At 63.2% G+C, this 15,436-nt stretch carries 15 protein-coding genes and 1 pseudogene; 2 read left to right on the top strand and 14 right to left on the bottom strand.

The features are described from left to right. Positions 1 to 308: 308 nt before the first annotated feature. From J9892_RS22060 to mtnN, 3 genes are all read right to left on the bottom strand, one after another. Complete coding sequence (locus J9892_RS22060) at positions 309 to 1,103, bottom strand: cobalamin-binding protein (RefSeq protein ID WP_161470681.1); 795 nt, start codon at positions 1,101 to 1,103, stop codon at positions 309 to 311. Positions 1,104 to 1,164: 61 nt separating this feature from the next. Further along, a complete protein-coding gene (locus J9892_RS22055; RefSeq protein ID WP_210539018.1) occupies positions 1,165 to 2,097 on the bottom strand; it encodes a cobalamin biosynthesis protein in 933 nt (310 codons plus the stop codon). 26 nt (positions 2,098 to 2,123) lie between these two features. Continuing rightward, a complete protein-coding gene (gene mtnN, locus J9892_RS22050; RefSeq protein ID WP_010674306.1) occupies positions 2,124 to 2,816 on the bottom strand; it encodes a 5'-methylthioadenosine/S-adenosylhomocysteine nucleosidase in 693 nt (230 codons plus the stop codon). Positions 2,817 to 3,055: 239 nt separating this feature from the next. On the opposite strand from mtnN, the gene J9892_RS22045 reads away from it, so the two are divergent. Next, positions 3,056 to 4,198: an IS4 family transposase gene (locus J9892_RS22045; RefSeq protein ID WP_041205622.1), complete on the top strand. Its 1,143-nt coding sequence runs from the start codon at positions 3,056 to 3,058 to the stop codon at positions 4,196 to 4,198. Here J9892_RS22045 and J9892_RS22040 read toward each other — a convergent pair. Beyond that, positions 4,169 to 4,944 (bottom strand): annotated as a pseudogene (locus J9892_RS22040) (hypothetical protein). The gene J9892_RS22045 and the pseudogene J9892_RS22040 overlap by 30 nt on opposite strands. 142 nt (positions 4,945 to 5,086) lie before the next feature. Then, positions 5,087 to 6,016 (bottom strand): ZIP family metal transporter, encoded by a 930-nt coding sequence (locus J9892_RS22035; RefSeq protein ID WP_041212823.1) that lies wholly within the window; start codon positions 6,014 to 6,016, stop codon positions 5,087 to 5,089. A 295-nt stretch (positions 6,017 to 6,311) separates the two neighbouring features. Between J9892_RS22035 and J9892_RS22030 the strand changes: the two genes are divergently transcribed. After that, positions 6,312 to 7,943 carry a methyl-accepting chemotaxis protein gene (locus tag J9892_RS22030; RefSeq protein ID WP_210539016.1) on the top strand — a complete coding sequence of 544 codons (1,632 nt, stop codon included), beginning with the start codon at positions 6,312 to 6,314 and terminating at the stop codon, positions 7,941 to 7,943. 69 nt (positions 7,944 to 8,012) lie between these two features. Here J9892_RS22030 and gloA read toward each other — a convergent pair whose 3' ends face one another. The 9 genes from gloA to J9892_RS21985 form a co-directional block, all read right to left on the bottom strand. Beyond that, on the bottom strand, positions 8,013 to 8,420 hold the full coding sequence (gloA, locus tag J9892_RS22025) for a lactoylglutathione lyase (RefSeq protein ID WP_109113135.1): 408 nt from the start codon (positions 8,418 to 8,420) through the stop codon (positions 8,013 to 8,015). 77 nt (positions 8,421 to 8,497) lie between these two features. Continuing rightward, positions 8,498 to 9,139 carry an endonuclease III gene (gene nth, locus J9892_RS22020; RefSeq protein ID WP_005302279.1) on the bottom strand — a complete coding sequence of 214 codons (642 nt, stop codon included), beginning with the start codon at positions 9,137 to 9,139 and terminating at the stop codon, positions 8,498 to 8,500. A 14-nt stretch (positions 9,140 to 9,153) separates the two neighbouring features. Then, a complete protein-coding gene (locus J9892_RS22015) occupies positions 9,154 to 9,912 on the bottom strand; it encodes an electron transport complex subunit E (protein WP_210539014.1) in 759 nt (252 codons plus the stop codon). A 16-nt stretch (positions 9,913 to 9,928) separates the two neighbouring features. Further along, the gene (gene rsxG, locus J9892_RS22010) at positions 9,929 to 10,561 is read right to left on the bottom strand and encodes an electron transport complex subunit RsxG (protein WP_210539012.1); all 633 of its coding nucleotides are present in this window, start codon (positions 10,559 to 10,561) and stop codon (positions 9,929 to 9,931) included. A gap of 43 nt (positions 10,562 to 10,604) precedes the next feature. Then, a complete protein-coding gene (gene rsxD / locus J9892_RS22005; protein ID WP_010674314.1) occupies positions 10,605 to 11,657 on the bottom strand; it encodes an electron transport complex subunit RsxD in 1,053 nt (350 codons plus the stop codon). A 3-nt stretch (positions 11,658 to 11,660) separates the two neighbouring features. Then, positions 11,661 to 13,919: an electron transport complex subunit RsxC gene (rsxC, locus tag J9892_RS22000; RefSeq protein WP_210539010.1), complete on the bottom strand. Its 2,259-nt coding sequence runs from the start codon at positions 13,917 to 13,919 to the stop codon at positions 11,661 to 11,663. Between the two features lie 14 nt (positions 13,920 to 13,933). Further along, entirely contained in the window at positions 13,934 to 14,500 is a 567-nt protein-coding gene (gene rsxB / locus J9892_RS21995) for an electron transport complex subunit RsxB (protein WP_049636131.1), read from the bottom strand. Positions 14,501 to 14,504: 4 nt separating this feature from the next. Beyond that, a complete protein-coding gene (gene rsxA, locus J9892_RS21990) occupies positions 14,505 to 15,086 on the bottom strand; it encodes an electron transport complex subunit RsxA (RefSeq protein WP_039038677.1) in 582 nt (193 codons plus the stop codon). 151 nt (positions 15,087 to 15,237) lie between these two features. Further along, on the bottom strand, positions 15,238 to 15,436 hold a 199-nt coding region (locus J9892_RS21985; RefSeq protein WP_210539008.1), incomplete at its 5' end, for a zinc ribbon domain-containing protein.

Here is a 15,436-nt window from a genome sequence, read left to right as displayed (position 1 = left end):
GGAGTCAAGCCAGGCGGTGATCTGCTGTCGCCAAAAATCAGCACGTTCTTGAGTGGTCATAGTGAAAATCCAGCGAAGAGGTAATGGATTTCAAGTGTGACGAGCTGATTTTGGGAAAAAAAGATGCCGATTCAAGGGCGCTTACCAACAATCAGGGTTGGCCAGTGATATTACGCTTTATGCGCTATTAAAGACTGGCCCTGATTAATGTAGGGGGAATATTGATTATCTCTATTATGGTAGAACCAGTCTTCCCTTTATCTATGACGGATAGATGTGATTCTGAAAGTTGTTAATCCATTGCTCGGTCATTGATTGCCTGGTAATTGATCTGCTTGAGAGGTCACCGTTGATAGTGTTATCGCCTCGCATATCTGCTCCACCGCGTTGAGGGCGCGGGGGGTGAAGCGGTGCAGTTCATCGGCGTTGATGAGGGCGAGCCGCTGGTGTTTGACGGCGTCCAACATGGGCCACTGCCGCCAGTGATCCAGCACGGAAGGATCCTGGCCGCCAGCCAGGATAAGTCCGGGATTGGCCTTGATCACCTGCTCCAGCCCGACCTGGGGGTAGGCTGCTCCCGTCGTCGCCATGATGTTGCGTCCGCCGCAGAGGGTGATGGCCTGCCCCGGCCAGGTCGAATTATTGACGCTGGTGAGCGGCGGGTACCAGAGCTGATAGAAGACAGACAGGGGCTTGGGCTCGCCGTAGCGCGCCGCCAGGGCGTCGAGCCGGGTCAGATAGGCGCGGGCTTGCTCGTCGGCTCTGGGCGTGAGCCCGAGAAGGTGCCCCAGGCTGCGCATCTCGGTAGCCAGGGAGGCAAAGTCGGTGGGCTCCGAGTAGAAGACGGGGATGCCGAGGCGCTCGACCGGGCCCAGCATGCTGGCCTGGGCGGAGCGCCAGGCCACTACCAGATCCGGCTTCTGGGCCAGCAGCGCCTCGAGGTTGATGCTGCGATAGTTGGCCACCCGGGGGAGGTTGGCCACCTCGGCGGGGTAATCGGAGGCATCGTCGGTGGCGACCACGCGATCCCCGGCGCCGATATCGAACAGCAGTTCCGTCAGATGGGGAGTGAGGCTCACGATGCGCTGCGGCGGGGTGGCCATGGCGCACAGTGAGGTGCCCAGCAGGCAGACAAACAGGCCCAGGGCACGAAGGGAAACGCGATCAGCCATGATTGAGCGCCATCCATGTCAGGAGCAGCGAGAGCCCGAGCCAGCCCCAGCCGGTCAGTTGCAGACGCTGCAGCAGGCGCAGGGGCAGGTTGGCATCGGGTTCGCTCCCCTCATCAAATACCGGAAAGCGCACCAGCTGGCCCTGATAGTAGCGGGGGCCGCCGAGTCGGCTGCCCGTCGCCCGGGCCAGCAGCGCGAGCAGGACCCCCATGGCGGGATGGGGCCAATGCAACGCAGGTCGCACTCTGTTGCCCAGCCCGCGCACCTGGGTCAGGCACAGGGGAAGCGCCAGCAGCAGGATGGCGGGGGCGCAGAAACCCTGATAGAGCGCCGCAGCCGGGCGGCCGAAGTGGACGAACGCGTTCTGCTTGGGGTTCCACGCCAGATGGGTCAACTGGGCGAGCCGCACCAGCAGGGCACCCTGTACCCCGACCAGAGCAAAACCCAGCAGGGGGGCGGCCCACTGACCCACGAGGCGCAGTACGCAGGTCTCGCTCACCGCCTTGTTCAACCCCATCACCGAGAGCTTGCCGGTCTCCCGCTTGAGCCAGGGGGCGACCTGCAGCCTCGCCACGACCAGCGTCTCCTGGGTCGCCAGGGCGCGGCTCCCCCGGGCGAGTTCCCGCAAGGGGCGGGATTCGAGCATCAGCAGCAGGAACAGGAGGTCGAACAGGGGCTCGGACAGGGAGAGATTGCGCACCGCCCAGAGACCGGCAGCGCAGGGCACCCAGACCACCAGCAGGGCAAGGAGCCCGGCCTGGCTCTGCTGGCGTGGCGTGCCGTCGGGGCGATAGACCTTCTGGCCGAGGCGGGTGAGCAGAGGCACGGCTGCGCCGGGTCGAAAGCGTGCGGGCCAGGGCAGCAGGGCCTCCAGCAGGGCGGCCCCCACCATGATGGCCGCCGTCGTGGTGGTGAGGGCGGTCATCAGAGCATCCCAGGAGGGGGCGTCGATCACAGCTTGCCGAGCAGCGCGATGATCACTTCGGCGGAGTGTTGACCCGCCACCTCGATGAAGGCATCGAAGGATTCCACCTGCTCCTTGCCGGCGATGTCCGACATGGCCCGTACCACCAGATAGGGCACCTTGAACATGTGGCACACCTGGCCGATGGCGGCCCCTTCCATCTCCACCGCCAGCATCTGCGGGAAGTCGGCACGGGCTTTCGCGATGGCGTCCGGCTTGCACATGAACTGATCGCCGGTGCAGATGAGCCCGACCTTGGTCTGGTGCTTGCCTTGCTCGGCAATGCAGGCTTGTGCCAGGGCGATGAGTTTTTCGTCGCAGGGGAAGGCGGCGGGCTGCTGTGCCATCTGGCCCATCTCGTAACCGAAGGCGGTCACGTCCACGTCGTGGAAGCGCATCTCGCTCGCGATGACCACGTCACCGATGTGCAGATCCTGGGCGAAGCCGCCGGCGGAACCGGTGTTGATGACGCAATCGGGAGCGAACTTCTCCAGCAGCAGGCTGGTGGCGACGCTGGCGGCGACCTTGCCGATGCCGGAGCGGGTCAGGATCACCTCTTTACCGGCCAGCTTGCCCTGATAGAACTCGCAGCCGCCCAGTTGCAGGGTGGTGGGCTCGCTCAGCTGGCTGCGCAGGAGGGCTACTTCCTGCTCCATGGCGCCGATAATACCTACTTTCATCATCTACCTCGTCTCGATGGCCGCTGGGCCGAAAAAGTTGGCGTGGATGATAGCAAAACTTGGCGGTGGCGCCGAGCATTGCGATGGTGCGGATGGGGGGTCAGGGGTAGCGTCTGGCCAGGGCGGCCAGTTCACCACTGTCTGCGAGCTTAACCATCCCCTCGTATGAGCGAGGCGTGGCGCGGCTTCTGAGGTATGATCGCCATCCTTGACCAGCTAATACCCGACAGATAATCGCCATGTTTAACCACGATCTAATCCTCAACCACATCAACGAGATATTTGGACAGGACATGCATGCCAAGCGTGTTCTTTCCCTGGCCAATGCAACCCTCGGGGTTATCGAATCCGGTTCGCTGGCCATCCACGCCATCGGGAATGGTCTCTCCTTGGCCAATGGTCTCGAGCGCAAACATGCGGTGAAACAGGTGGACCGCCTGCTCACTAACACCAAGCTCAACGTCTGGAGCCTCTTTGACGATTGGGTTCCCTATGTGGTCGGTGAACGCACCGAGATCGTGGTATCCATGGACTGGACCGAATTCGATGCCGATGATCACAGCACCTTGGTTATCAGCCTGCAAACCAACCATGGCCGCAGTACTCCGCTGCTGTGGAAAACCCATCGAAAATCGTTGCTCAAAGGGCAACGCAATGCCCATGAGAAAGAGCTGCTCACCAAACTCAAGCAGACCCTGCCAGAAGGTATCTTCGTGACGGTAGTCGCTGACCGTGGGTTTGGTTACATGGAGCTGTTCGAGCGCCTGGAACAAGAGCTAGGCTTTGCCTATATCATTAGATTTAAAGGAAATATTTTGGTTGGTTACTCTGGTGGAGAGCAGGTTCCCGCCCGCGACTGGCTAACGCCGACCGGGCGCACCCGAACCCTCAAGGAGGTGGAGCTCACTGGGCAACGACAGCCTGTCGAGCGGGTCTATTGTTGTCACAAGAGTGGCATGAAAGACGCGTGGTTTCTGGCCAGTAACCGGACCGATCTGAGTGCCGCCAAGGCGTTGCAACTATACGGCCAGCGCTGGGGTATCGAGACCAGTTTTCGGGATATCAAAGATTACAAATTCGGCATGGGTATGGGAGATGTGCACATCAGTAATCCGGTCCGGCGTGACCGACTGTTTTTGTTCAGTGCCTTGGCCATCGTCTTGCTGACGCTGCTGGGTAAGGCTGGAGACAGTGTCGGTCTAGAGAGAACGATCAAGGTCAATACCAGCAAGAGCCGAACCTATTCGTTCTTTCGGCAAGGGGTCATCTATTACCAGTTGCTGCCTAAAATGAAAGAAGCCAATGCGGTCTTGTTGATGGATAAATTTATCTACTACCTGAAGCAACACCGCTTATATACCCGCACACTTGGAATTATTTGAGTCTCTAAAAATGAGGGGATCTCTGAGGTCTGCGAGCCGTTGCAGGGTGTTGACGAACAGGGTCAGGCGCTCGGGGGCACTGTGGCGATGGAACAGGATGTAGAAGGGAGTCTCTTCCATTACGGTGGGGAGGATGCGGATCTTGTCGGCCAGCCCCTGTTCGCGCAAGTCGGACTCAAACCAGGGGAGCGGTAGTAGACGAAACGGCCGCGCTTCATCAACAACTTCTCGTAGTTGGCCTGGTTGCTGATCCCGCCGCTGTCGATGATGAGGCCGCCGATGTCCTGGAGCCGGGCGATGGCACCGCTGCCATGGTTGATGAGGATGATGCCCCCCTGGCCGAGGGCCCTGACATCCTGCCAGCTGCGTATCTCGACGGGATCGTCACGGCGCACCGCCAGGTGGTAGCGCACCGTGAAGATGGCGGGAGTCAGGACGATGAAGTGATCCCGCCTGGCCGGGCTCTCCCCCACGCCGCAGATGAAGTCCAGCTGGCCGTGCTGCACCTTTTTTTCCAGCCGTCGTAGCGGCAGGAAGCGCTGATCTCCCTCAATGCGAAGGGCAGGCTCCCTCGCTTCCATGAGCCGGAAGAGATCGACGCAGATCCCGCCGACATGCCCGTCGGGGAGCGTCACGTACTTGGGGGACGACGCCTGTTGTGCGGCCGTATGAAAGACCTCGGTGGCGCCAATGGCCCTGGTGGTGAGGACAAGCAGGCACAGCAGCAGGATTATCCTGAGGGTCATCCGGGCAGGCTTCCGATGGGATTCAGGCGCCGTACATCAGCCAGTCAAAGGGCGCCGGGGGCTCAACATTAGGCGATTTCCCCCTCTTATTTCAAGGGGTTCGCGCTGTCGTCACCGGGCGCACGGGGCTTGAGGGGGGTGATCAGCCGAGCGCGGTGTCGAGGGTCATCATCAGAGCGAAGCCTGCCATCAGGCCCAGGGTGGCGTGGGTCTGGTGGCCGTTGCGATGGGTTTCCGGGATCACCTCGTGGGAGACAACAAACAGCATGGCACCGGCCGCGAGCCCGAGGCCGATGGGGTAGGCGATGGCCATGCCGCTGGCGAGTCCGACCCCGAGCAGGGCGCCAAGCGGTTCCAGCAGGCCGCTGCCGATGGCGACCAGCACGGCCACCGGCGGGCGAAAACCGGCTGCGCACATGGCCAGCGCCACCGCCAGCCCTTCGGGAATGTCCTGCAGGGCAATGGCGGTCGTGAGGGGCAGTCCCACCGTCATGTCCCCCTGGGAGAAGCTGACCCCGATGGCCATGCCTTCGGGCAGGTTGTGCAGGGCGATGGCGAAGACGAACAGCCAGACCCGTGAGCAGCTCTCATGGCCGGGACCACAAGGGCCGGTCTTGTCGTGTTCGTGAGGGGTGAATTGATCCAGTCCCAGCATCAGCAGCACCCCGAGGGTCATGCCGGCCACCACCACGGCGGCGGCGAGGAAGCCGTCACCCGTGATCCCCTCGGCGGCCTCGAGCCCCGGCAGCAGCAGGGAGAAGGCGCTCGCCGCCAGCATCATGCCGGCGGCGAACCCCAGCATGGCATCTTCCACCCGTTGGGGAACGGCGCGCAGGAACAGGGCAGGCAGGGCGCCCAGCGCCGTGGCGGCAAAACCCGCAGCGCCGCCGATGAGGCCATAGCGTACCCCGGCCGTGATCTCTCCTGCTGCCAGCATGACGAGACTCTGCACCAGGAGCAGCAGCACGGCGACCAGGGCGAGCAGCAGCCCCAGGGCGATGAGGGGGCGATCCGCTATCTGCTCGCGCAGTTGGACAGACCAGGAAGGGGAGAGGGTCGATACGTTGTCCATGGGGCCTCTGAAGACAGGAATGGGGAGAGACGAGCGGCCATTACATAACCTGGCCCCTGCTTTGTCCATGACGGCGGACCGATTGTGGCAATCGGCTCAAGTTTTGCGTCGAGCTGGTCGCTACTGTGCTGGCAGCCTCGTGGCGGGCACAAGGCCCGGCGTGGGGCGAGCGGGAAGCAAGGGATCCCCTCTCTTCGCTCCCATCGTCATTTCCCGTCAGGAGTCTCGGGTCACCGCTTACACGGATGTGATCATTGTGTCACTGCACATCTGCAGTCGAGGATCACCAGCCAACATGTCTTACAAGCATCTCTCCATCGGCAAGAAGATTGCCGCCGTCTTTGCGGTCATTGCTGTCATCAACGCCGTCTTCGGCCTGTTTCTCGCCACCGAACTGCGGGACATTCGGGATCGGGTATTGAACTTCACCGACTCCACCCTGCCAAGCGTGCTCTCGGTGGACAACCTGCTCTACGACGTCTCCTATGTGCGCCGTGCCCAGTTTGCCCTGCTGATGGTGGAAGATGCCGTCGACAGGCAGGTTCGCCGCGCCCGCATCCAGGAGAGCCTGGGCAAGGTGCAGCAGGTCATGGATGCCTACGAGGCAACCGTGGGGGCCGAGCATGAACGCCAGGCCTTCAACCGCGTCAAGCAGCAGTGGCTGCAATATCTGGGGGCCGTCAACCAGGTGGATGCCCTGTTGTTCCAGGGCAGCAGGGATGAGGCCAGGGAGGCGCTGTTTCGCTCGAACGGGCTCTACACCGAGCTGGAGCTGGCGGTGCGTGCCCTGGTGAAGGTGAATCTTGGCTTTGTGGAAGAGAACCGTGGCAGCCTGCTTGGCAGCGTCACCATGGTGATGACCTTTGCCGTGGTGAGCATCGCGACCCTGCTGATCTTTATGGGGGTCATGACCTGGTTCCTCACCCGCCAGATCTGCCTGCCCCTGCAAGCCGTGGTGGCCCAGGCCAATGCCATCGCCCTGGGGGATCTGACCCATCGGCTGGATCGCCAGCACATCGGGCAGGACGAACTGGGGATGCTGGCCAGCGCCTCCCTCAAGATGCAGGACAACCTGCGTGGGCTCATCGAGGAGGTGGCCGCCGCCGTGACCCAGCTGGGGGCCGCCATCGAGGAGGTGAGCGCGGTCTCCGAGCAATCATCCCAGGGGATCCAGAGCCAGCAGCAGGAGATAGCCCAGGTCGCCACCGCCATGGCCCAGATGAAGGCGACGGTAGCGGATGTGGCGGGCAACACCGAGGTGGCCTCGGAGTCGGCAAGCTCTGCCAATGCCCTTGCTCGTCGCGGCAGTCAGGATGTGCAGGGGGCCCTGGATGCCATCACCCGGGTGGCCGGTGAGATGGAGCAGGCGGGCAACCTGGTGAGTGAACTGGAGAAAGAGTCCGCCCAGATCAACCTGGTGGTGGATGTCATTCGCGGCATTGCCGACCAGACCAACCTGCTGGCACTCAATGCCGCCATCGAGGCGGCCCGTGCCGGTGAGCAGGGGCGCGGCTTTGCGGTGGTGGCCGGCGAGGTGCGCACCCTGGCGGGGCGTACCCAGGCCTCCACCGGCGAAATCGTCGCCATCATCGAGACCCTGCAGGCTCGTGCCAACCGGGCGAAGTCGGTGACCGGCCAGAGTTGCGAGATGATCCGCCAGTGCGTGAGCCAGAGCGAACGCACCAGTGCGGGCATTCGTCAGATTGAAGAGGCGGTGGCCCAGATAGCCGACATGGCGATCCAGATTGCCAGTGCCTGTGGCGAGCAGGATGCGGTCTCCGATGAGCTGGGCCGCAACGTGGCGCGCATCAACGACTCCTCCAACGAGGTCGCGACCGGCGCGGATCACACCGCCAAAGCCTGTCTGGAGCTGAGCCAGCTGGCGGCGGGTCTGCGCCAGAGCATGGGGCGCTTCCGCCTGGCCTGACGGTGGCCGCAGCCAATGAAAACGGGGCCCTGGGCCCCGTTGTTTTTCTCACCGCCAGGCGGCGTGGGCTCAGGCGCCCAGGCCGTTACCGGCGTCTTTCTTGGCAATCAGCTCAATCTTGTAACCGTCCGGGTCTTCCACGAAGGCGATGACGGTGGTGCCGCCCTTCACCGGGCCCGGCTCGCGGGTGATCTTGGCGCCGGCGGCGCGCAGTGCCTCGCAGGTGGCATAGATGTCGTCCGCTTCCAGGGCGATGTGGCCATAGGCGGAACCGATCTCGTACTCGCTCACGCCCCAGTTGTAGGTGAGCTCGATGACGGCTTCATCCTTCTCGTCGCCGTAGCCGACGAAGGCCAGGGTGTACTTGTATTCGCTGTTCTCGCTCTTGCGCAGCAGTGTCATGCCCAGCACTCGGGTGTAGAAGTCGATGGAACGTTGCAGATCGCCGACGCGCAACATGGTATGCAGAATTCTCATTGCTCAATTCTCCGGGTTGGTGGATTGGTACTGCCTTGAATCCATGGCCCGAGACCGGATCCGCAGAGGCCTGCAGATCAACTCTCGGGATAGACCTTCTCTTTGTATTCGCACAAATCTTCGATGATGCAGGAGCCGCAGCGGGGCTTGCGGGCGAGACAGGTGTAACGCCCGTGCAGGATGAGCCAGTGGTGCACGTCCAGCTTGAACTCGGCGGGGACCACCTTGAGCAGCTTCTCCTCCACCTGATCGACGTTCTTGCCCACGGCGAAGCCGGTGCGGTTGGAGACCCGGAAGATATGGGTGTCGACGGCGATGGTGGGCCAGCCGAAGGCGGTGTTGAGCACCACGTTGGCCGTCTTGCGGCCGACGCCGGGCAGGGCCTCGAGGGCCTCGCGATTCTCCGGCACCTCGCCGCCGTGGCGCTCCAGCAGAATGGCGCAGGTCTTGATGACGTTCTCGGCCTTGGTGTTGAACAGGCCAATGGTCTTGATGTACTCCTTGACCCCGTCCACCCCCAGATCAAGCATGGCCTGGGGGGTGTTGGCCACCGGATAGAGCTTGTCGGTGGCCTTGTTGACGCTGACATCGGTGGCCTGGGCCGAGAGCAGCACGGCGATGAGCAGCTCGAAGGGCGTGGTGAAGTTGAGCTCTGTGGTGGGATGGGGGTTGTCATCGCGCAACCGCTCCAGGATCAGCCTGCGTTTCTGGTTGTTCATGGCTCTCTCTTGTCTCAGAGCTGGGTAGTGCGGGCGCCCGCCGCCGGCACGGTGCAGTGGGCCTTCTCGGCACTCTGCTTGCGGCCCATCCAGTCGTTGATGGCGTTTTTGCCGGCGATCATCAAACCGAGACCGATGAAGCCGCCGGGGGGCAGGATCGCCAGCAGCAGGCTGGCGTCGGCATGGAACAGCTCGACGCGCAATGACTTGGCCCAGTCACCCAGCAGCAGCTCGGCACCGTCAAACAGGGTGCCCATGCCGATGATCTCGCGCAGCCCACCCAGCACCAGCAGCACCAGAGTAAAGCCCAGCCCCATCATGAAGCCATCGAGGGCCGCCAGCAGCGGCGGGTTCTTGGAGGCATACGCCTCGGCACGGCCGATGATGACGCAGTTGGTGACGATGAGGGCGATGAAGATGCCGAGCGCCTGATAGAGGCCGTAGGTGTAGGCGTTCATCAACAGCTGCACGCTGGTCACCAGGGCCGCGATAATCATCACGTAGACCGGGATGCGGATATCCTTGGGCACCCAGTTGCGCACCAGGGAGACGGCGAGGTTGGAGCAGACCAGTACCACCATGGTGGCAAGGCCGAGCCCCAACGCATTGGTAAAGGTGGAGGAGACCGCCAGGGTGGGGCAGAGTCCCAGCACCTGCACCAGGGAGGGGTTGTTCTTCCACAGTCCCTGCAGCATCAGCTCCTTGAGCTCTTCGCGGCGGCCACTTTCCCCGGCGGGTTGGCTGGCCGTGTCAATCACGTCGACTTGTTTCATAGCGTGTGCTCCGGCGTTAGGGGTTGGTATGGCAGGAGGGGGCATCGTGCAGCAGTTCGGGGTGCTCCTGTTGCAGCCTCAGCAAATTTTTCACCGCCTTGACCACGGCCCGCGGGGTGATGGTTGCCCCGGTGAAGGCGTCGAATTCGCCGCCATCCTTCTTCACCGCCCAGGTGGTGTCGTTGTCGGCCGTGAGGGACTTGCCGGTGAAGCTGTCGATCCAGCTGGATTTCTTCAGTTCTATCTTGTCACCAAGCCCCGGGGTTTCCTTGTGGGCCAGCACCCTGACCGCACTGACGGCCCCCTTGGCATCGGTGCCGACCACCATGCGAATGGCTCCACTGTAACCATCGGGGGCCACGGTTTCCAGCGCGTAGCCGGTATGCACCCCCTTGAGGGTGGCGGTATAGAGGGGCATGGGCTCATCGCTGCCCAGGTATTCCCGGCTGCTGACCAGCTTGCAACTGGCCACCAGATCGTTGTCATAACTCCCCTCGGGCAGCAGGGCCTGCAGGGTGCGCAGCTTCTCCAGCTCTTGCTGGTGGGCGATGCGCTCCCGGGTCAGTTCGTTGGTCAGCACCACCATGGCGGTGCAGCCGAGGGCAAAGAGGGCCAGGGTCAGGCCATTCTTGCGCATGCTTTTCAACATGGGAGGCTCCCTGTCTCGCGTCTGTGGCAATTCAGATGTGGGTTCATTTGCGACGGGCTCCATAGACCTTGGGGCGGGTCAGACTGTCAATCAGGGGAACGCACAGGTTGGCCAGCAACACGGCGAAGGCGAAGGCATCCGGATAGCCGCCAAAACGGCGGATGACATAGACCAGCACGCCGATGAGCACACCGTAGACGAGGCGCCCCTTTGCGGTGGTGCTGGCACTCACCGGATCGGTGGCGATGAAGAAGGCCCCGAGCATGGTGGCACCGCTGAACAGGTGCAGCATGGGGGTGGCGGTGGCATCCGGGGTGGCCAGATAGCCCAGGGTAGCAGCGAGCAGCAATGCGCCCAGCACGGCAGTCGGAATGCGCCAGTTGATCACTTTCTGCTGGAGCAGGAAGAGGCCTCCCAGCAGGTAGCCGAGGTTGACCCAGCTCCAGCCGATACCACCCCAGCCCTCGAAGACCTTGTGGGTCATCACTTCGGTGGCGGTCAGCCCCTGGGTCAGCCCGGTCTTTAAGGTATCCAGCGGCGTGGCCATGGTCAGGCCATCCACCCCCTGCTTGAGCTGCAGCATGCTGTAGCCGTCGAGACTGAAGCCGGTGAAGATCACCGAGGCCGCATCGGCGAAGCCGATGTCGTAGGCGGCGATGCTTGAAGGGGGCAGCCAGCTGGTCATCTGGACCGGGAAGGAGACCAGCAGCAGCACATAGGCCACCATGGCAGGATTGAACAGGTTCTGACCGAGCCCGCCATAGAGATGCTTGGCGATGATGATGGCGAACGCCGTGCCCAGCACCAGCATCCACCAGGGCAGCAGGGGGGGCAGGGAGAGACCGATGAGCACGGCGGTGAGCGCCGCGCTGCCATCCAGCAGGGCCGGTTTGACGGGGCGGCCGCGCAGGCGAAGGACCAGGGCCTCCGAACCCAGGGCCGTGACCAGCGCCAGCAGGATCTGGATCAGGGTCCCCCAGCCGAAGAACCAGGTCTGCGCCAGGAAGCCGGGCAGGCAGGCCAGGATCACCAGCACCATCAGGGTCTGGGTCTGTTTGCGGTTGTGGGCAAAGGGCGCACTCGCGATATTGAACATGGGTCAGTGGCTCTTGTCGGTCGAAGGGGAGGAGGCAGCCTCGGCCGCCAGCTTCTTGGCTTTGGCCCGGGCGATGGCGGCGGCGATGGCCGCCTTCTTGGGGTCCACCTCGGCGGCGGGCTCGGATGCGGCGGCCAGGGCCTCAACGGCGTTATCGGTTGTGTTCACGGATGTCTTATCCGCGTCCACCGGCGTGTCCCCTTGCGCCTGGGCGGCTTTTTTGGCCTTGGCCCGTGCGATGGCGGCGGCAATGGCCGCCTTCTTGGGGTCCACCTCGGTGGCGGGCTCGGATGCGGCGGCCGGGGCCTCAACGGCGTTATCGGTTGTGTTCACGGATGTCTCACCCGCGACCACAGGCCCATCACCTTGCGCCTGTGAGGCTTTCTTGGCCTTGGCCCGGGCGATGGCGGCGGCAATGGCCGCCTTCTTGGGGTCCACCTCGGCGGCGGGCTCGGATGCGGCGGCCGGGGCCTCAACGGCGTTATCGGTTGTGTTCACGGATGTCTCACCCGCGACCACCGGCCCGTCACCTTGCGCCTGAGCAGCCTTCTTGGGATCCAACTCTGCCTTGGGAGGTTGCTCCCCAGGTGCCGGGGTGTCAGTCAGTTCATTGCCCTCGCCATTGGCGGCCTTGGCGGCACGACGGGCGATGGCCTCCTGCTTGCGCGCCTCACGGGCGGCAATCATGGCGCCGTTGTCCGGTGCTGGCTCGCTGGTGCCTGCCTGGGTGGTCTCCTGCTTGGCCTTGAGGCGGGCGAGGGCAGCGGCGACGGGATCTTCTCCCCCCGCGGCCGTCATGGCCTGACGGCGCTGGGCTGCGGCCTCGGCGTGGCGGGCTTCGCGGGCCGCCTTCTCACGCTCGAAGCGAGCCTGCTTGGCCTCGAAGCGCTGCTTGGCACGTTCGGCCTTCTCGGCCTCGGCACGGGCCTCGCGGATGTCATCCTTGGCGATCTTGTAGTACTGCACCAGGGGGATTTCGCTCGGGCAGACCCAGGCACAGGCGCCGCACTCGATACAGTCAAAGAGGTTGAGCTTCTCGGCCTTGTCGTACTCCTTGACCCGGCTGTACCAGTAAAGCTCCTGGGGCAGCAGGGTGGCGGGGCAGGCATCGGCGCAGGCACTGCAACGGATGCAGGCCTGTTCCGGGCCGGGGGGCGGCAGCTCGGCGCGGGTGGGGGAGAGCAGGCAGTTGGTGGCCTTGACCACGGGGACCATGGCGTGGGGCAGGGTGAAGCCCATCATGGGGCCCCCCATGATGACCCGCTGATCCGCCTCCGGTTGCAGCTCGAAACGCTGGAGCAGCCAGCGTACCGGCGTGCCCAGACGCACCCAGGCATTGCCGGGTTTCTTGAAGGCGTCGCCGGTGAGGGTGACGATGCGCTCGATGAGCGGCTCCCCATCGATGATGGCGCGCTTGATGGCAAAGACGGTGGCGACGTTGAGCACCATGATGCCCATGTCCACCGCCCGGCCTCCCTTGGGCACCTGGCGTCCGGTGAGCAGTTCTATGGTCTGTTTGGCGCCGCCGGAGGGGTACTTGGTCGGTACCGACTTGACCAGCACGTCGGCGTCGCTGGCATGGCGGGTCAGGGCCTCGATGGCCGCCGGTTTGTTGTCTTCCACCCCGATCAGGGTGAGCTTGGGCTTGAGCAGGTGCTTGAGTACCCGGATGCCGTCCATGATCTCGTCGGCGTATTCCTGCATCAGACGGTCATCTGTGGTGATGTAGGGTTCGCACTCCAGCCCGTTGACGATGAGGATCTCGGTGAGCTGGCCACGGCCGTCGAGCTTGCTGTGGGTCGGGAAGACGGCGCCGCCGAGCCCGGCGATGCCGGCCTGCTGGATGCGCTCGAGCAACGCCCCCCGCTCCAGGTTCCAGTAGTCAGGCTGGGGTGTGCGCTCGCCCCAGGCATCGTCTCCGTCCGGGGTGAGGAGGATGCAGAGATCGTCAAGACCGGAGGGGTGCGCCACCGTGTGCTGCTCGATGGCGGTGATGGTGCCCGAGGTGGAAGCGTGCACCGGCACGATGCGTCCCTTGTCAAAACGGGTGAGGGGTTGCCCCTTCTTGACCTTGTCCCCCACCCGCACCAGCAGTTCGCCGGCCGGACCCGCGTGCTGGCGCACCGGAATGATGAGCTGTGGGGGAAGGCCCGCGTCAACGACGGGGGTCAGGCTTGACTGGTGCTTGTTCTCGGGGGGATGGATGCCGCCGTGAAAATCCCACAGAGTGCCGGCTTTGATGCGTTCGAGCAGATGCTGCATGGTTACTCCGCTGTTTATTCCACTATCTTGACCGGAATGGCGACCTTGGCCAGATCCCATTTCCAGTTGTCGACCGTGGTCGGCACCGGGATCATTTCGATACAGTCGGTCGGGCAGGGGTCGACGCAGAGGTCGCACCCGGTGCACTCGGCCTCGATGACGGTGTGCATCGCCTTGGTGGCACCCAGGATGGCGTCGACCGGACAGGCCTGGATGCACTTGGTGCAACCGATGCACATGTCTTCGTGAATGAAGGCCACCTTCTTGACGGGGATTGCCGCGTCTTCACCGCCGTCCAGAGACTGGGGCTCGACCCCCATCAGGTCGGCAATCTTGCGCATGGTGGCGTCGCCACCGGGCACGCACTTGTTGATCTTGTCGCCATTGGCCAGGGCTTCTGCGTAGGGTTTGCAGCCCGGGTAACCGCACTGGCCGCACTGGGTCTGGGGCAACAGAGCATCGAGCTGATCGACGATGGGATCGGCCTGCACATGAAACTTGACGGCGGCAAAGCCGAGAATGATGCCGAAGGCCAGGGCAAGCAGGGCCAGCACCAGAATGGCAAAGAGTATGTGAATCATAGCGTTATATCTTGATGAGGCCGGTAAAGCCCATGAAGGCCAGCGACATCAGGCCAGCGGTGACCATGGCGATGGAGACGCCACGAAACGGTGCCGGCACGTCGGCGGCCACCAGCCGCTCACGCATGGCGGCAAACAGGATCAGCACCAGGGAGAAGCCGACGGCGGCCCCGAAGCCGTAGATGATGCTCTGGATGAAGTTGTGGCGCTCGTTGATGCTGAGCAGCGCCACGCCGAGCACGGCACAGTTGGTGGTGATGAGCGGCAGGAAGATGCCGAGCAGGCGATAGAGGGTCGGGCTGCTCTTGCGGATCACCATCTCGGTGAACTGGACCACCACGGCGATCACCAGAATGAAGCCCAGGGTGCGCAGGTAGGCGATCTCCAGCGGGATCAGGATGTAGTGCTCCATCAGATAGGAGCAGGCGCTGGCCAGCGTCATGACGAAGGTGGTGGCCAGACCCATGCCGATGGCGGTTTCCAGCTTGCCGGAGACACCCATGAAGGGGCAAAGGCCGAGGAACTTCACCAGCACGAAGTTGTTGATCAGCACGGTGCCGACCAGTAAAAGCAGGTACTCAGTCATTGAAGATGGGTTATCCGGTATGAAGGCGGCCGTATTATCTGATGTTAGGTGCCTTTAGACAACCGCAAGGCCGTATGGTTATTATTCGAATGCCCAATTCTTGACATCCTCCCCCACCTTAGCGCTTCGCGTCACAGGAGGGGGATTCCCATTACTGGGTGATAGCTGCTCGCGCAGTACCGGGTTCCTGCTTCATCGGGCGGCCTGATTGCACCACGCCTCCACAGGCTAAAACGGCGTGTCCCGCCGCTAAAATATTGCGAGCGCCGTTCACATCGGCGTTCGCCTCATAACCACACGCAGCGCATTTAAACTGGCTTTGCGTCTGGCGGTTATCCTTCGCAGTATGG

The organism is Aeromonas sp. Prich7-2 (genome assembly GCF_017939255.1).
Classification (GTDB): Bacteria; Pseudomonadota; Gammaproteobacteria; order Enterobacterales; family Aeromonadaceae; genus Aeromonas; species Aeromonas caviae.
The sequence above is the reverse complement of the archived record's forward strand: the minus strand, read 5'-3'. Positions and strand labels throughout refer to the sequence as shown.